This is a genomic window from Haloferax sp. ATCC BAA-644 (assembly GCF_000336975.1).
Classification (GTDB): domain Archaea; phylum Halobacteriota; class Halobacteria; order Halobacteriales; family Haloferacaceae; genus Haloferax; species Haloferax volcanii.
In genome coordinates, this window is record NZ_AOLF01000038.1 from 128,286 (window position 1) to 144,639 (window position 16,354).

Here is a 16,354-nt window from a genome sequence, read left to right on the forward strand (position 1 = left end):
GCGACACGGCGCGTCGAAAAAATCGGGTCGCGGTCGGTCGCGTATCGGGTCGGAGCGGCCGTCTACTGCACCTTCGTGCCGGGGACGGCGTCGCCGTGGGTCGTCAGGATGTCGGCCTCGTCGCCCGCGGCCAACAGCATCCCGTTGGACTCGACGCCGAACAGTTCGGCCTTTTCGAGGTTAGCGACGATGATGACCTTCGAGCCGGAAAGCGAGTCGAGGTCGTGAAGCTGCTTGATGCCGGCGACGATTTGGCGCTCTTCGACGCCGATGTCGACGGTGAGCTTGGCGAGTTTGTCCGCGCCGTCGATGCCCTCGGCGGCGACGATTTCGCCCACGCGGATGTCGAGTTCTTGGAACTCCTCGAAGCTGATGCGGTCGTCCGCGATGGGTTCGAAGTCGATGTCGGCGTCGGCGTCGGCGTCAGCGTCCATATCCTCCTCGGCGTCCCCGTCGGACTCGTCGCTTTCGGATTCCGTCTCGGCCACGCGCGCTTCGAGCTTCTCGTTGAGCTCCTCGACGCGCTCGTCTTCGATTTTCTCGAACAGCGCTTCGGGCTCACCGAAGGACGCCGGCGGGGCCTCGAAGGCGTCGTCGACGCCGGTGTCGGCCACCGAGCCGTCTTCACCGAGCTGCTCCCAGAGCGCCTGCATCTTGCCCGGCGCGACGGGGAAGAACAGCACGGCGATGGCCTTCGCGATTTGGACGCAGTCGCGGATGACCTGCGCCGCGGCCTCGGGGTCCTCGTCGGTGAGCTTCCACGGCTCGTTGCGCTGGATGTACTCGTTGCCGAACTGCGCGAGGCGGACGGCGGCGTTGCCGGACTCCCGGACCGAGTAGTCGTTGATGCCGGCTTCGAACTCGTCGATGGCCTCCTCGATTCGGCTCTCGACTTCTTCGGACACCGCAGCCTCGGGCGTCCCCTCGAAGTTGCGGTACGCGAAGAGCATCGACCGGTAGAGGAAGTTGCCGACCGTGCCGACGAGTTCGCTGTTCACGCGGTCTTTGAACTTCGACCACGAGAAGTCCACGTCCTGCTGGAAGCCGCCGTTGGTGGCGAGGTAGTACCGCAGCAGGTCGGGGTGGAAGCCCTCGTCGAGGTACTCGTCGGCCCAGACGGCGCGGTTGCGCGAGGTGGAAAAGCCCTTGCCGTTGAGCGTGATGAAGCCGGAGGCCATGACCGCGCGCGGTTCGACGTAGCCCGCGCCGCGGAGCATCGCCGGCCAGAACACGGTGTGGTGCTGGATGATGTCGCGGCCGATGATGTGGACGATGTCTCCCGCGTCCTTCCACGCGGCCTCCCAGTCGAAGGTGTCGGCGCCGACGCGCTCCGTGTACTGCTTGGTCGAGGAGACGTACTCGACGGGGGCGTCGACCCAGACGTACAGCACGAGGTCGTCGGCCTCGTCACGCCCAGACTCCGTCTGGTCTGCCTCCGAATCCTCGGCGGATTCGGAGACGCCGGGGTAGTCGATTCCCCAGTCCATGTCGCGGGTGATACACCAGTCCTGCAGTTCGCCCTCTATCCACTCGCGGGGCTGGTTCCGGGCGTTCGAGGTGCCTTCGAGGCGGTCGATGAACTCCTGAAGGTAGTCTTGGAGTTCGGAGACGGCGAAGAACTTGTGCTCGCGCTCGCGGTACTCCGCGGGGTTGCCGGTGAGCGTCGAGGTCGGGTCTTCGATTTCGCCGGGTTCGAGGTGGCGGCCGCAGCCCTCGTCGCACTCGTCGCCGCGGGCGTGCGCGCCGCAGTACGGGCACGCGCCCTCGACGAAGCGGTCGGGGAGCCACTGGTCCGCGTCGGGGTCGTAGGCGACCGGAATCTCCTTTTCGTAGACGTAGCCCTCGGCTTCGAGGGTGCGGACGATTTCCTGGGTCAGTTCGGTGTTCGTCTCGTCGTGGGTGTGGCCGTAGTTGTCGAACTCGATGTTGAAGCGGGGGAACGTCGCCTCGTACTTCTCGTGGTGGCGGAGCGCGAACTCCTCGGGCGTGACGCCCTCCTTCTCGGCGTTGACGGCGACGGGGGTGCCGTGCATGTCCGACCCGCTGACGAAGGCCGTCTGTTGGCCGAGTGTTCGCAGCGAGCGACTGTATATGTCGCCGCCGACGTACGTTCTGAGGTGGCCGATGTGGAGGTCGCCGTTCGCGTACGGCAGTCCACACGTCACCACCGCTGGGTTCTCCGTGGGGAAGTCCTCGTGACTCATATATCTCGTGTATCTCGGATGCGGGCCTAAAGCCCGCCGCTTCGGATGCGTCCGTCTGGCGGTGCGATTCTGCCCCGAGGTTCGCCGGGTCCGACCGTCGGATCACGTTACCGAGGCGACGGCCGAAGGCGGGTCCACCCGCGGCTAAAAGGGAGCGCGCATACGCATGTTGTCGGGGAGACCCGTCGCGGTCACACCGGTACTGAAGCCGAGCGGGCGTATAAATTGTTGGGACGCTCCGGAAACGCTCGGTGTGCTCGGGACACTTGGGGGCTCGCCCCTCGCCCCAATCAGAGGAACGCCAGCGCGGCCTCGATGCCGATGACGGTCACGACGAGTCGGCCGCAGGAGCCGACGAACGTCGCGGCCGCGAACTTGAGGTAGTCGTCTTCGAGGACCGAAAACGCGTAAATCGAGAGCGTGTCGGGAAAGCCCGGCACGCAGAGCGCGGCCGCGAGCCCGGCGAAGCCCCAGTTCTGTGCGATTTGGACGGCCTTGCGCTCGGTCCAGCCCATCACGTCGACGGGCAACCGTTCGAGCGCCCGCTCGACGTAGCCCGACTCCTTCGTCTGGCGGCCGATGTGGAACGCGAAGACGCTCCCGGCGGCCTTGCCCGCGCCGCTGACGAGGATGATGACCGCCAGCTTCGCGCCGTGGGAGAGGCCGAGGTCGAGCGGCGCGGCGAGGACAATTTCGCTCACGCCCGGGAGGGCGAAGGCGATGAGAAACGAGTAGGCGAAGATGATGACTAGCCCGACCCAGCCGGTGGCCGTCTCGACGAGCGACGAGAGCCACGAGAAGTCGGGGTACAGACTGAGCGTCAGGTCTGCGAGCGATGCGAACGCGGTGAGGGACACACGAGAGGGTCGAAGCCAGTTGGTTGTAAGTTTTCAGGTTCGGACCGCTCAGTTACGCGCCGGTCCCGACCGGAGGTCGTCGAGGTCCGAGAGGAACGACCGGAGCGACTCGCGGGAGACGTGCGGCATGCAGACGATGCGGAGTTCGCCGCTCGCGGTCCGCGAGATGCGCCAGCCGAGGTCGCGGAGCGAGTCGAACCGCTCGTCGGGGACGCTCGCGGCGACCAGCGGGAGTTCGGGTTCGACGGCGTCGTAGCCGCGGGCGCGGAGTTCGTCGTAGAGCCAGTCGGCGTTGGCCTGCTGGCGCTCGTAGGCGTCGCGGTAGCCGTCGGGCCAGAGTTCGCGCATCGCGGCGGCCGCGGAGGCGACGCCCGCGCCGCTTCGGGTCCCGGTGAGGCTCGCCTGCGACGCGGATTCGAGGTACGGCGTGTCGACCGCCAGCGAGTCCACGACCGACTTCTCGCGGAACAGGAGGCCGCCGGCGGGGACGACCGCCTGCCCGTACTTGTGGGGGTCGATGGTCATCGAGTCGACCGGCGCGTGGGCGAACGACCACTCGTGGTCGGTGAAGGGGAGGACGAAGCCGCCCCACGCGGCGTCGACGTGCATCAGCGCGTCGGCGTCGTGGGCGACCGCGGTCAACTCGGGAATCGGGTCGACGCGGCCGAACTCGGTCGTGCCCGCGACGCCGGCGACGAGGACGGTGTGGTCGTCGACCGCCTCGCGGACGGCCGCGACGTTCGCGCGGTAGTCGTCGTCGACGGGGACGATTCGGAGCTCCACGTCGAGCACGTCGGCGGCCTTCTGGAAGCTGAAGTGGATGCTCTCGGGGGCGACGACGTTCGGGTCGTCGTCGCGGGCGTGGTTCCGCGCGGCCCGGATGGCCTGGATGTTGGCCTCGGTCCCGCCGCTCGTCACGTAGCCGTGGGGGGCCGAGAGGCCGGTAATCTCGCCGAGGTACGAGAGTGCGTCTTCTTCGAGGGCGGCGACGGCCTGATAGGTCGCCGGGTCGCCGGGGTTGGTGGCAAAGAACCGCTCTGCGGCCTGCCGGGCGGCCGGGTGCGGTCGGGTGCACATCGAAGAGAGGACGCGGTCGAACTCCTGCGGTGCCGCGCGCTGCATGCATCCCACTATACCCACGCCCAGTATATCGGTTCCGCTCCGGTGCGCCGCGTCGCCCAGCCGACGGCCACCGCTACGGGGTCGAGAAAAAGCGGCACGCGGGTGGTCGGCCCTCGACGCTCGCCGGGGTCAGCGAACCGAGTCGAGGAGGAGCCGCTGTTCGACGCGCTTGACCTCGTGTTGCACGTCGCGGACGGCGTCGATGTTGGCCGAGATGGAGCTGACGCCCTTGTCGACGAGGAACTGGACCATCTTGGGCTTCGAGCCGGCCTGCCCGCAGATGCTCGTCTTCACGCCGACCTCGCGGCACGTCTCGATGGTGTCGCCGATGAGTTTGAGCACCGCCGGGTGCAGTTCGTCGTAGATGTCGGCGACGTGCTCGTTGTTGCGGTCCACCGCGAGGGTGTACTGCGTCAGGTCGTTCGTGCCGAAGGAGGCGAAGTCGATGCCGGCGTCGGCGAGTTCCTCGATGCAGAGCGCCGCCGCGGGCGTCTCTATCATGACGCCCCACTCGCGCTTTTCGGGGTCGATGCCGGCCTCGCGCATGTGCTCTTTCGCCCGCAGCACGTCCTCCGCGTCGTTGACGAGCGGGAACATGACTTCGAGGTTGTCGTAGCCCATGTCGAACAGGCGGCGGAACGCCTGCAGTTCGAGGCGGAAGACGCTCGGGTTGTCGAGGCCGCGACGGATGCCGCGGTAGCCGAGCATCGGGTTGTGCTCGCGCGGCTCGTTTTCGCCGCCCTCCAGCTGTCGGAACTCGTCCGTCGGCGCGTCGAGGGTGCGGACGCGGACCGGCCGCGGGTAGAACTCCTCTGCGGCCTCGCGGACGCCCGAGACGATTTCGTCCACGTAGGCGCGCTCGCCGTTCTGCTCGATGAACCGCTCGGGCGTCTTGCCGAGCGTGAGCACCATGTGCTCGATGCGGAGCAGGCCGACGCCGTCAGCGCCCGTCGCGGCGGCGCGCTCGGCCGCCTCGGGGATGGAGACGTTGACCTTGACCTCGGTCGCGGTCATCGGCTTGACGGGCGTCTTGGGGCGGGCCTCCTCGACGGGCTGGCGCTGTTTCTCCTCCGGCTCTTCGCCCTCGCGGACGGTTCCCTTGTCGCCGTCGATGGTGACGACCTCGCCGTCTTCGAGGGTCTTCGTCCCGTCGCCGGTGCCGACCACCGCGGGCACGCCGAGTTCGCGGGAGACGATGGCGGCGTGGGAGGTCATCCCGCCCTCGTCGGTGACGATGCCGGCGGCGCGCTTCATCGCGGGCACCATGTCCGGCATGGTCATCTCGGTGACGATGATGTCGCCTTCGGCCACTTGGTCGAGGTGGTCGAGTTTGGTGACGATGCGGGCGCGGCCGGAGGCGATGCCGGGGCTCGCGCCGAGGCCGCGGATGAGCACGTCGTCGCCGGTCGCGGTCGCCCGCGAACTCCCGCCGCTGTCGCCTTCGCTTTCGGTTTCCGCGCCGTCGTCGCCCTCCGCGATGGTCGTAATCGGGCGCGACTGGAGCATGTACACCTCGCCGTCGTAGACGGCCCACTCCACGTCCTGCGGCTTCTCGTAGTGGTCTTCGACCAGCTCACCGAGTTCGAGCAGGCGGGACACCTCGTCGTCGGTCAGGACGCGCTCGTGGCGGCGGCCGTTCGGCACGTCGCGCATGACGGTCTCGCCGCTTTCCTCGTCGCGGACGCACATCGTCTTCTTGTCCGCGATGGTCGCCGTTTCGACCTCGCCGGTCTCGCGGCTGACGACGTAGTTGTCGGGCGAGACGGTGCCGGAGACGACGGCTTCGCCCAGACCCCACGCGGCCTCGATGATAATCTCCTTCTTGCCGGTCGAGGGGTGGCGGGTGAACATCACGCCGGACTTCTCGGCGTCGACCATCTGCTGGACGACTACCGCGATGTCGACCTTGTCGTGGGGGAATCCCTTCCGGTTGCGGTAGTAGATGGCGCGCTCGGAGAACAGCGAGGCCCAACACTCCTTGACGCGGTCGAGGAGGTCCTCTTCGGTGACGTTCAGGAACGTCTCCTGTTGGCCCGCGAAGGAGGCGTCCGGCAGGTCCTCGGCCGTCGCGGACGACCGAACGGCGACGAAGGAGTCGCCCTCGCCGACGCTCCGGTAGGCGTCGAGAATCTCTTCCCGCACGTCGTCCGGCATCGGCGTCTCCATGATGAGGTCGTGCGCCGCCTCGTGGGCCGCCTGGAGCGCCGCGGAGTCCTCGTGGTCGACCTCGACCGCGGCGAACAGCTCGTCGTCGATGCCCGCGTCCTCGATGAACGCGCGGTACGTGCTCGCCGTCACGACGAATCCCGGCGGCACGGGAAGCCCCGCACCCGTGAGTTCACCCAGCGACGCGCCTTTCCCGCCGACCAGGTCGAGGTCGTCGGCCCGTACGTCGTCCAGCCAGACTACAGCCATGTGATGTTCGTATGGTCCCGCACCCCGATAAAGAAGTTTGCGAACGAAACAAGTATGAATGAAAACTCACTCGAAGCCGAGTATGAAATTGCGGCGACGGCGCGGAGACGCCCGGTTTTAGGACTCTCTGCGCTCCCGGCCGTGTTCCTCGCAGAGCACCTCGCCGGCATCGGGGTCGAGGTAGAACGGCGACCCGGCTTCGACCGGCGTCCCGCAGACGGCACAGCCGTCGTCGTGGCGGAGGAAGTACTTCTCCTCGTCGCGGCCCGTCTCCAGTCGTCCGGCGGCGACGGCCGGCCGGGTCAGTCCCTCGCCGATTTGGGTGCGCTCGGCGCTGTCGGCCTCCTCGAATCGAATCGGTCGCATACCGTCGCTTGTGCCCCCGGCGGCAAATCCCTACGGGCAGCGAGGGGTTCATAACCGCTCGTCACTTGGGTGCTAGCGTGCTTCCGGAGTGGGTCTTTCTGCTCCCGCCGTGGCTCGTCGTCGGCCTCGCGGCGGGCGCGGTCGCCTCCGTCGTCGTCGCCGGCGTGTTCGTCGTCGGCGGTCGTGTGTTCCCGGAGCGGCAGGTCTCCCGCGGCCCCCGCGTCGACGGAACGGGTCGCCGCCGCGTCGAAATCCGCGACTACCTCAGCTCCATCGACGAGCGGTTCGTCGAGGACCGCCCGGTCCGCGGCGAGACGGTGGCGTTCTTCCTCCCCGACCGCGGCGTCGCCATCACCTTCGACGCGCAGGCGTTCTTCCGCCTCGAACGCGCCGGCGTCTACGCCGTCCTCTGCGAACACGAGATGCCCGGCGGCCAGCTCGGGCGACGGCTCCCCTTCGACGTACCGGACGCCGAGCCCGAACTGGCCGACCTCGACGACCCGGTGTCGGCCGCGTTCGACCGCCTCGACCTCCCCGCGACCGCCTCCACTGAGGCCGTTCAGGACGCCTACCGCGCACGGGTGAAAGACGCGCATCCCGACCACGGCGGCGACCGAGAGCGGTTCCGCGAGCTACGGGAGGCGTACACGATGGCGCGAGAACACGCCGAGGGCTGAGCGGCGAGTTCGACGTTTCGACCTACCGACCGAAATCGGCCGGAGCTACGGCTCCGTCACTTCGAACAGCACGCCCGCGTCGCGGAGCGCGTCGGTCACGCGCCCGGCGGTGTCGGTGCTGGCGACGACCGCGGCGTCGAGGCCGCGGGCCGCGGCGTCGGCGGCGACCTCGCCCGGCGCGAACCACGTCCGCACGTCGACCGACGCGTGGCGGCAGGCGACGACGGCCTCGACGCCCGCGGCGACGACGATATCGGCGTCGTCGCACGCCGCCGCGAGCGCGTCCGAATCGACCGTGTCTGACTCGGCCAGTCGCGCCGGCGGCACTTGCAGCACGCGGACCGAACCGGGTTCCATCTCGATGACGCCCTCGAAGCCGGTGACGCTGGCCGCGTCGCCCGCCTCGGCGTCGGTGGTGGCGACGCCGATGGCCGGGCCGTCGTCGCCGGGCGTGGCGTGGAGCAGTCCCTCGCGGAGCGACAGCGTCACGGTGTCGCCGGCCGCCACGTCCTCGGTGACGATTGCGGCGTCCTCGTTGACGCTCTCCAGCACGTCGTCGGTGACGTGTTCGGCGAACCGCTGGAGGGCGCGAGCCTCCTGAAACAGCCAGTCGACCCCCTCTTTCGTCACGCGGTAGCGCGACCGGCCCTGCTTTTCGACGAGCCCGTCTTCGACGAGGTCGCGGATGTACTCGGAGACCGCCTGACTCGTCACCCCGACCGCCTCGGCGATTTCGCCCTGGCTCACCGCCGGCTGTCGGTCGGCTATCTCGGCGAGGATGCGAAACCGGGTCGCGGTGCGCTTGTCCTCCAGTGCGCCGCTCATGTGCCGAAGGTGGGACGCACCGACTAAAAAGGCCCCTGCTCCGACGGCGGCACCGCCCCCGGTCCCGACGCCCGCTCGGGACTTCGGCGCGCCCCGTTCCATCCGGTGATGATTTGTCTCCGCCGACCCTCCACTCGGCCGTGACCAGCGTCTCCGTCCGCGAGCGCGCCATCTGTCTCCCCGACGCCGACGCGCTCGTCCTCTCGGACCTCCACGTCGGCCGAGCCGACGCCTCGGCGGTCGATTTCCCGCTCGGCGAGGGGACCGACCTCGCGGCGCGCCTGCGAGCCTACTGCGCCGAGTTCGACCCCCGCGAAGTCGTCTTCGCCGGCGACGTGCTCCACCGGTTCGACCGCGTCTCGGAGCGCCACGTCGCGGCCCTCGAAACCCTCGCTGAGACCTGCGACGACGCCGGTGCCGACCCGGTGTTCGTCGCCGGCAACCACGACACGATGCTCGCGGCGGCCCGGTCGGGCGAGGTTCACGACGAGTACCGCCTCGCTGACGGGACGCTCGTCTGCCACGGCCACCGCGAACCCGACGGCGACGCCGAGCGCTACGTCGTCGGCCACGACCACCCGACGCTCGCCGTCGAGGGCCGCCGGCGGCCCTGCGTCCTCTACGGACCCGACGCCTACCGCGGCGGCGACGTGCTGATGTTGCCGGCCTTCACCCGTCTCGCCGCGGGCGTCGAAGTAAACGGGATGCGGACGGCCGACTTCGACTCGCCGCTGGTGCGCGAGGCGGGTCGCTTCCGGCCGCTCGTCCGCGACGCGGAGGCGGGCGAGACGCTCACGTTCCCGCCGCTGGGGAAGCTTCGACGGTTGCTCTGAGAGTCCGGGGCGGACGGGTCGAAAAACGACGTGAGGCGCGCGATTACGACAGGTCGTCGCGGACGGCGTCGGCCGCCGCTTTCCCGCTCCGCATCGCGCCCTGAGTCGACGACCACGCGGTGTAGTCGCCGGCGAGGTACGCCCGACCGGGGGCGTCGCGGGCGTCGGGCAGGGACTCGTGGACGCCCGGCGGCTGGGCGAACTGCGCGAAGGAGATGTAGTCGGTGTGGAGCAGTTCGAGGTCGTCGAAGTAGCGCTCGGGGTACCACGCTTCGAGCGTCCGGCGGGTCTTCTCGAACAGTTCCTCCTCGGATTCGTCCTGTGCGGCCGCGCCGAGGAACGTCGCGTTCAGGAGTTCTCTGCCCGGCGGGGCGTACTCCGGCGCGACCGTCGATAGCGGGACGACCGTGTTGGGGTCGGGGCTCGGCGCGTTGAGCATGATGCGCTTGCCCGCGTCGAGGCCGCTCCCGCTCGGGAGCGTGTAGTACTGGGTGACACAGCCGTGGGCCTCGGTCGGGATGGACCCGACGCCGGTCAGCCGGCGCGCCTCCTTGGGGTCGGTGGCGACGACGACCGCGTCGGCTTCGAGCGACTCGTTGCCCGTGGTGACGACCGCGCCGTCGCCGCGAGACTGGACCGATTCCACGCGCTCGCCGAGGCGGAACGTCGCGCCCTCGTCGCGGGCGGCGTCGGCGAGTTGCTCGGGAACCGCCCCCATCCCCGCCGCGGGGACCGCCGTGCTCCCCGTCGAGAGCATCTTGAAGGTGTACTCGAACACCCGCTTCGACGACGAGAGCGAGCGGTCGAGCGTGATGCCGCCGTAGAAGGGCGCGACGAAGTGCTCGATGTAGTCCTCGGAGAAGCCCCAGTCGCGGAGGTACGACCGGATGCTCCGGTCGGCCGAGGCGAAGATGTCCGCCTCGTCGCGGGTGCTCACGTCCTGTCTGAGCGCCAGCGTCCGGAGCTTGTCGCTCGTCGTCACCTCGGGGTTGCGGACGGACTCGAACAGGCTCCCGATGTCGCGGAGGGGGTCGGAGAGCACCGCGCGCCTGCTCGGTCGGCAGATGGTCGCGCCGGGCGTGAACCGCCGGAGGTCCAGCGCGTCGAGGTCGAGTTCCCGTCGGACCGCGGGGTAGTCGGTGAAGAGGACCTGAAACCCGCGGTCGAGCGTGAAGCCGTCTTTCGTCCGGGTGCGGACCCGCCCGCCGACGCCGTCGCGCCGCTCCACGACGGTCACGTCGGCCCCGTCGGCGGCGAGGTGTCGCGCGGCGACGAGGCCCGCGAGGCCCGCGCCGACGACCGCGATGTGGCTATCGTCCATACCCCGTCTCTCGGACGGGCGACACAAAGCCGCTACGGGTGGCGGCCATCGACCGACGGGAAGGGCTTAGTCCCTCCCCCCGTAAGCCCCGGCCATGCAGACGTCCGACAGCTTCTCCGGGCTGGTGTGCACCGAGACCGGCGACGAGTACGACGCGGACGCGACCGGCGCGAGCGACGCCGACGCGCCGCTCGACCCCACCTACGACCTCGACGCGGTCGAGTGGGACGCCGAGACGCTCGCCGGGCGCCCCTTCGACACGATGTGGCGCTATCGCGAACTGCTCCCCTTCGCGGAGCCGGTGACGGCCAACGAGGGCGCGACGCCGCTCGTTTCGGCCGACGCGCTCGGTGAAGAGGCGGAAGTCGGCTCGCTCCTCATCAAGGACGAGGGCCGCAACCCGACCGGAACGTTCCTCGACCGCGGCTTCTCGCTCGCCGTCACCGCCGCGCGCGAGGCCGACGCCGAGGTCGTCGCGCACGCCTCGCCCGGCAACGGCGCGCAGTCGGCGGCCTCCTACGCGGGCCTCATCGACGCCCGCTCCTACGGCTTCGTCCCCTCGCGGACGCCGTTCCCGAACAAGGCCATGGTGAACGTCCACGGCGGCCAGATGAAGGTCGTCGGCGGGCGCTACCCCGACGCGCTCTCGGCGCTCCACGAACAGCTCAAAAGCGACTGGCACACGCTCCAGGAGTTCGACAACCCCTACCGCCACGACGGCGCGAAAACCATCGCCTACGAGGTCGCAGAGCGCCTCGACTGGTCGGTCCCCGACTGGGTCGTCGTCCCCGTCTCGACCGGCGAACTCGCCTACGGCGTCTACAAGGGCTTTTCCGACCTCGTCGAACTCGGATTGGTCGAGTCGATGCCCAAGCTCGTCGCCGCGCAGTCGGTCGGCTGTTCGCCGGTCGCCACCGCCTGGGAGGCCGACAGCGACGCCCACGAGGCGTGGAACCAGCCGGACACCATCGTCGGCGAACTGGAGATTCCCGACCCGGCGGGCGGGTCGCTCGCGCTCCGCGCCGTCCGCGAGTCCGGCGGCGCGGCCGTCGCCGTCAGCGACGACGACGCGCTCGAATCCGCCGTCACCGCGGCCCAGACCGCCGGCGTCGAGGTCGGTCCCGCGGGCGGCGTCGCGCTCGCCGGCGCGTGGGTACTCGCGGACGAGTTCGACGAAGACGACACGGTCGTCGTCGTCAACACCGAGTCCGGGACGAAGAACGCCGACATCCTCCGCAGCCACCTGATGGGACAGGGCGTCTGAGCCCCGGTTCCGCGGACCTGCTAGGACAGGGCGTCTGAGCGCCCGATTCGGCCGACTGGTTCCCCGCTCGAACGCGCTCGTTACCTCCATCAGATTTTTACTTTAGACGCATCTAATCCGTGGTATGTTGAGCGACGTGATGGAGGACTATCTGAAGGCTATCTATACGCTCCAGATGGAGCAGGGACCGCCGGTTTCGACCTCCGACATCGCGGAGTATCTCGGGAAGACGCCGCCGACCGTGACGAGCATGGTCGGCAAGCTCGAAGAGCGCGGGCTGGTCGACCGCGAGAAGTACAAGGGCGTCGAGCTGACCACGGAGGGCGAGACGGTCGCGCTCGAAGTGCTCCGACACCACCGCCTCTTGGAGGCGTACCTCACCGAACACCTCGACTACTCGTGGAGCGAGGTCCACGACGAGGCCGACGCGCTCGAACACCACATCAGCGAGGAGTTCGAAAAGCGGGTCGCGGCCGCCCTCGGTGAGCCCGAGGTCGACCCCCACGGCGACCCCATCCCGAGCGCCGACCTCACGCCCCCGGACTCCTCGGGGCTGTCGGCGCTCTCCGACTGCGAGGTGGGCGACCGCCTCGTCGTCGCCCGCGTCAGCGACCGCGACCCCGCGGAGCTGGAGTATCTCTCCGAGGCGGGCGTCACGCCCGGCACGACCATCGAAGTGACCGATATCGCCCCCTTCGGGATGGTGACGGTCCTCGTCGGCGACGGCGGCCGCGAGCAGAGCCTCCCGGAGTCGGTGGCCCGAACGATTCGCGTCCGACCGCCCGACGAGCCGAGTAACGAGGAGGTGTCGCCCGCGTGACCGGCTGGTGGGAGATTCTCGTCGTCGCGCTCGTCTCCCAACTCGCGGTCCTGCCGGGCGAGAAGGTCCAGTTCATCATCGCGGGGCTGTCGACCCGCTTCGACCCGAAGGTCGTCGTCGCGGCCGCGGGCTCGGCGTTCGCAATCTGGACGGCGCTCGAAATCATGCTCGGACAGGCGCTCAAGACCGCGCTCCCGCCGGCCGCGCTCGACGCCATCACCGCCGTCCTGTTCGCCACGTTCGCGGTGTTGCTCTACCGCTCCGCGCCCGACGCGTCCGCGGGGAGCGAGGCCGCGACCACCGACGGCGGCGTCTCCGGCTTCGACGACGCGCCGACGGTGTTCGGCCGCGAGCTGTCGACGCAGGGATTCGGCGGTTTCCTCCCCATCTTCGCCATGATGGCCGCCGGCGAGTTCGGTGACAAGACCCAAATCGTGACCATCGGACTGGCCGTGCAGTACGGCGCGACCTCGGCCATCTGGGCGGGCGAGATGCTCGCTATCATCCCCGTGAGCATCGCCAACGCGTACTTCTTCCACCGCTTCTCGGGCCGGGTCGACACGCGCAAGGCGTACCTCGGCGCGGCCGGCCTGTTCGCCTTCTTCGCCGCCGACACCCTACTCGCTATGGCCACCGACTTCTCCGTCTGGGAGACGCTCGTCGGCATCGTCAGCGACGCCGTCCTCGCGCTGTTCTGACCGGGCGCGCGCTCGCGCTCCGCTCGCCGGTCACGACCTCCGCACCGTCGCTTCCGCGCCATTTTTCACGGTATCGCGCCCAAGAGAGAGCCATGTCTACCCTCCTCCCGTCTCTGGGTGCCGGGCTGGTGTTCGGGCTGGCGCTCGCCGCGCCGCCCGGCCCGATGAACGCCGTCATCGCCGAGGAGAGCGTCGTCCGCGGGTGGACCGCGGGCGCTCGCGCCGGCCTCGGCGCGATGAGCGCCGACGCGCTGTTTTTCCTCCTCGCGGCGCTCGGCCTCGTCGCGTTCGTCAAGCAGTTCCCGACGGTGCAGGCCGTCATGGTCGGTGCCGGCGGCGTCCTCATGCTCTACTTCGCCTACGGCGCGGTACAGGAGATGGACACCACGTTCCGCGAGGCCGCCGACCCCGACGAGGACAGCGCCGGCTTCACGAAGGCGTTCGTCCTCGCGCTGACGAACCCCTACCAGATTCTGTTCTGGCTCACCATCGGCGTCGGCCTCTTGGAGACCGGCACCGTCGACGTACTCGCCCACACGCCGTATCTCGGAGCGTCGCTGGCGAACCTCCTCATCGTGGAGACGGGAAGCCCGGCGCTCATCCTCGGCTTCTTCGGCGGCATCGCGGTCTGGGCGACCGGCTTCCCCGCGGCGCTCGTCGCGGCCGAACAGCGCGTCGACTCCTTCGCGCCGGCCGTCGCCGCCGTCAGCGCCGTCGTCCTCGGCGGCTTCGGCGTCGTCTTCATCTGGGACGCGGTGCGGTCGCTCGTGCTCTGACGCGCGGAAAAATGGGGCCTCGGCTCGCTACATATCGTCGACGATGTCGTCGGCAATCGTGTGCAGGTAGTTGCTGTGGTCGTCGCCGACCTGTCCCTCCACGTCGTGGTCGGTGTAGTTCGCGGGCGGCGTGTCGCCGTCTTCGAGACCCGTCTCGCCGAGGGCCTGGTCGAACTCGATGGCGTTGTACACCCACTGGAGCACGTCGTCGGCCTGGTTGTAGTAGTTGTGAACGTGACCGGTCCGGTCGCGGATGGCCTCGTAGGTGGCTCGTCCCTCCTCCTCGCCGGGGACCTCGTTGTCGGTCGCGGCCCCGAACGAGTGGACGGTCGCCACTTCGTGGCTCGGGTCGGTCCAGTCGCTTCGGCCGTCGAGGGTGCGGAGGGCGCTGAAGACCACCTGTGCGCCGAGCGAATGGCTGGCGAACCGGAGGGTCGCGTCCGGACAGGTCGCCTTGAGGTCGACGGCGAACTGTGCGAGCTTGCGGCCGTTCGCTTGGGCGATGTCCTGCGATTCGCCCCAGCCGTAGTCCAGGCCACCGCCCTTGTCGTTGTCCCACGTGTAGCCGACGACCGTGCCGCCGTAGCCGGCGGCGTCGAGTTCGGCGTCGGCCGTCGCTATCTTGTCGAGGGCGGCCGCTTCGGGGTCGTCGCCGTCCTTGTCCCAGCCGTGGACGAACACGGTCAGGTCTGCGGCGCACCCGGCGTCGACGCCGGGCACGTCGCCGGAGGTGTCGTAGCCGCGGGCGGTGTGACCGGACGCGAGCGAGCCGTCGTCGTCGAAGTGGTCGCGCGTCGAGGCGTAGGGGACCGACGCGGCGGCCGCGGGGCCGCTTCCGAGGGCCGTGAGTCCGGAGAGCGCTGCTGCTGTCGTCGCGAGAAACTGCCGTCTACGTGCCATGAGTTATCTACCCACCCGTCTGTGGGCATCTTTTCTGCGAGTCGAAACGTGATAAATCAAACTACGGTCTGCTACGTTGAGATATTGTCCCACCGGTCACCCGAAACCGGACGACTGCCCCGCGGTCGAGGTGACGGAACCGACGGCGTTCCGGCCGGCGAGACGAGAAACACTATGAACCGTGGTGGTCGATTCCCGCGTATGTTCGATAAATCGACGTGGATTAAGCTGCCCCGGAACGTGCTTCAGGGCCACGGCGTGCTCGACGACCTCTCGGCCGCGGTCGACGAGCTGTACCTCTCTGGCGACCCGTTTCTCGTCACCAGTCCGTCGCCCGACCGCATCGCCGGCGACCGGGTCCGCGACCAGTTCGACGGCATCACGTCTATCTCTCTCGACCGCGCGAGCTTCGAGTCGGTCGAGCGCGTCGTCGACGCGGCCCGCGAGGCCGACGCGGGCTACCTCATCGCCCTCGGCGGCGGCAAGCCAATCGACGTGGCGAAGATGGCCTCCGACCGCCTCGACTGCGGTTTCATCTCGGTCCCGACGGCGGCGAGCCACGACGGCATCGTCTCGGGTCGGTCGTCGATTCCCGAGGGCGACACCCGCCACTCGGTCGCCGCCGACCCGCCGCTCGCGGTCGTCGCAGACACGGAACTGCTCGCGGAGGCCCCGTGGGAGCTCACGACCGCCGGCTGCGCCGACATCATCTCGAACTACACCGCGGTCAAAGACTGGGAGCTGGCCCACCGCCTGAAGAACGTCGAGTACTCCGAGTACGCGGGCGCGCTCTCGCAGATGACCGCCGAGATGCTCGTCGGCAGCGCCGACTCCATCAAACCGGGCCTCGAAGAGTCCGCGTGGATAGTGACGAAGGCGCTCGTCTCCTCGGGCGTCGCCATGTCCATCGCCGGCTCCTCGCGCCCCGCGTCGGGCGCGGAGCACCTCTTTTCGCACCAGCTCGACCGCATCGCGCCCGGGAGCGCCCTCCACGGCCATCAGGTCGGCGTCGGCTCCATCATGACCGAGTACTTCCACAGCGGCGCGCGCGGCGAGTGGACCGACATCCGCGACGCCCTGTCGACGATGGGCGCGCCGACGACCGCGGACGAACTCGGCATCGACGACGAGACGATTATCGAGGCGCTCACGACCGCCCACGAGATTCGCGACCGCTACACGATTCTCGGCAACGGCGTGAGCGAGGAGGCGGCCATCGAGGCTGCGACCATCACCGGCGTCATCTAACCCGGTCGGTCGCACCGTGGGCGGAGGG

15 protein-coding genes are annotated in these 16,354 nt (G+C 69.2%); 7 read left to right on the forward strand and 8 right to left on the reverse strand.

All coding sequences use genetic code 11. From position 1 onward, the window contains the following. Positions 1-62 precede the first annotated feature (62 nt). The 5 genes from metG to C458_RS17295 form a co-directional block, all read right to left on the reverse strand. Positions 63-2,204, reverse strand: a complete 2,142-nt coding sequence (gene metG, locus C458_RS17275; protein WP_008577682.1) for a methionine--tRNA ligase — start codon at positions 2,202-2,204, stop codon at positions 63-65. A 290-nt stretch (positions 2,205-2,494) separates the two neighbouring features. After that, complete coding sequence (locus tag C458_RS17280) at positions 2,495-3,061, reverse strand: YqaA family protein (RefSeq protein ID WP_004044126.1); 567 nt, start codon at positions 3,059-3,061, stop codon at positions 2,495-2,497. A gap of 48 nt (positions 3,062-3,109) precedes the next feature. Continuing rightward, a complete protein-coding gene (mfnA, locus tag C458_RS17285; protein WP_008577684.1) occupies positions 3,110-4,183 on the reverse strand; it encodes a tyrosine decarboxylase MfnA in 1,074 nt (357 codons plus the stop codon). Positions 4,184-4,312: 129 nt separating this feature from the next. Further along, positions 4,313-6,598, reverse strand: coding sequence for a phosphoenolpyruvate synthase (ppsA, locus tag C458_RS17290; RefSeq protein WP_008577686.1), 2,286 nt, complete (start codon positions 6,596-6,598; stop codon positions 4,313-4,315). Positions 6,599-6,715: 117 nt separating this feature from the next. Next, the gene (locus C458_RS17295) at positions 6,716-6,964 is read right to left on the reverse strand and encodes a hypothetical protein (protein WP_008577688.1); all 249 of its coding nucleotides are present in this window, start codon (positions 6,962-6,964) and stop codon (positions 6,716-6,718) included. Positions 6,965-7,041: 77 nt separating this feature from the next. On the opposite strand from C458_RS17295, the gene C458_RS17300 reads away from it, so the two are divergent. Beyond that, positions 7,042-7,641, forward strand: coding sequence for a J domain-containing protein (locus C458_RS17300; protein WP_008577690.1), 600 nt, complete (start codon positions 7,042-7,044; stop codon positions 7,639-7,641). A 45-nt stretch (positions 7,642-7,686) separates the two neighbouring features. Here the strand turns inward: C458_RS17300 and C458_RS17305 are convergent, their stop codons facing one another. Beyond that, the gene (locus C458_RS17305; RefSeq protein WP_008577691.1) at positions 7,687-8,466 is read right to left on the reverse strand and encodes a MarR family transcriptional regulator; all 780 of its coding nucleotides are present in this window, start codon (positions 8,464-8,466) and stop codon (positions 7,687-7,689) included. 140 nt (positions 8,467-8,606) lie between these two features. Here C458_RS17305 and C458_RS17310 point away from each other — a divergent pair, with 140 nt between their 5' ends. Then, entirely contained in the window at positions 8,607-9,299 is a 693-nt protein-coding gene (locus tag C458_RS17310) for a metallophosphoesterase (protein ID WP_008577694.1), read from the forward strand. Positions 9,300-9,342: 43 nt separating this feature from the next. On the opposite strand, the gene C458_RS17315 is transcribed toward C458_RS17310, so the two are convergent. Beyond that, positions 9,343-10,620, reverse strand: a complete 1,278-nt coding sequence (locus C458_RS17315) for an NAD(P)/FAD-dependent oxidoreductase (protein WP_008577695.1) — start codon at positions 10,618-10,620, stop codon at positions 9,343-9,345. Between the two features lie 94 nt (positions 10,621-10,714). Between C458_RS17315 and C458_RS17320 the strand changes: the two genes are divergently transcribed. The 4 genes from C458_RS17320 to C458_RS17335 all read left to right on the forward strand — a co-directional run bounded on the left by C458_RS17320 (position 10,715) and on the right by C458_RS17335 (position 14,178). Continuing rightward, positions 10,715-11,884: a threonine synthase gene (locus C458_RS17320; protein WP_008577696.1), complete on the forward strand. Its 1,170-nt coding sequence runs from the start codon at positions 10,715-10,717 to the stop codon at positions 11,882-11,884. 124 nt (positions 11,885-12,008) lie between these two features. Then, a complete protein-coding gene (locus tag C458_RS17325; protein WP_008577699.1) occupies positions 12,009-12,704 on the forward strand; it encodes a metal-dependent transcriptional regulator in 696 nt (231 codons plus the stop codon). Beyond that, positions 12,701-13,402 carry a TMEM165/GDT1 family protein gene (locus C458_RS17330; protein WP_008577701.1) on the forward strand — a complete coding sequence of 234 codons (702 nt, stop codon included), beginning with the start codon at positions 12,701-12,703 and terminating at the stop codon, positions 13,400-13,402. Before C458_RS17325 ends, C458_RS17330 begins: the two co-directional genes overlap by 4 nt. A gap of 128 nt (positions 13,403-13,530) precedes the next feature. Further along, positions 13,531-14,178: a LysE family translocator gene (locus tag C458_RS17335; protein WP_008577703.1), complete on the forward strand. Its 648-nt coding sequence runs from the start codon at positions 13,531-13,533 to the stop codon at positions 14,176-14,178. A 27-nt stretch (positions 14,179-14,205) separates the two neighbouring features. On the opposite strand, the gene C458_RS17340 is transcribed toward C458_RS17335, so the two are convergent. After that, positions 14,206-15,078 (reverse strand): alpha/beta hydrolase, encoded by an 873-nt coding sequence (locus tag C458_RS17340; protein ID WP_008577705.1) that lies wholly within the window; start codon positions 15,076-15,078, stop codon positions 14,206-14,208. A 201-nt stretch (positions 15,079-15,279) separates the two neighbouring features. On the opposite strand from C458_RS17340, the gene C458_RS17345 reads away from it, so the two are divergent. Then, complete coding sequence (locus C458_RS17345) at positions 15,280-16,326, forward strand: NAD(P)-dependent glycerol-1-phosphate dehydrogenase (RefSeq protein ID WP_004044114.1); 1,047 nt, start codon at positions 15,280-15,282, stop codon at positions 16,324-16,326. The last annotated feature ends 28 nt before the right edge of the window (positions 16,327-16,354 follow it).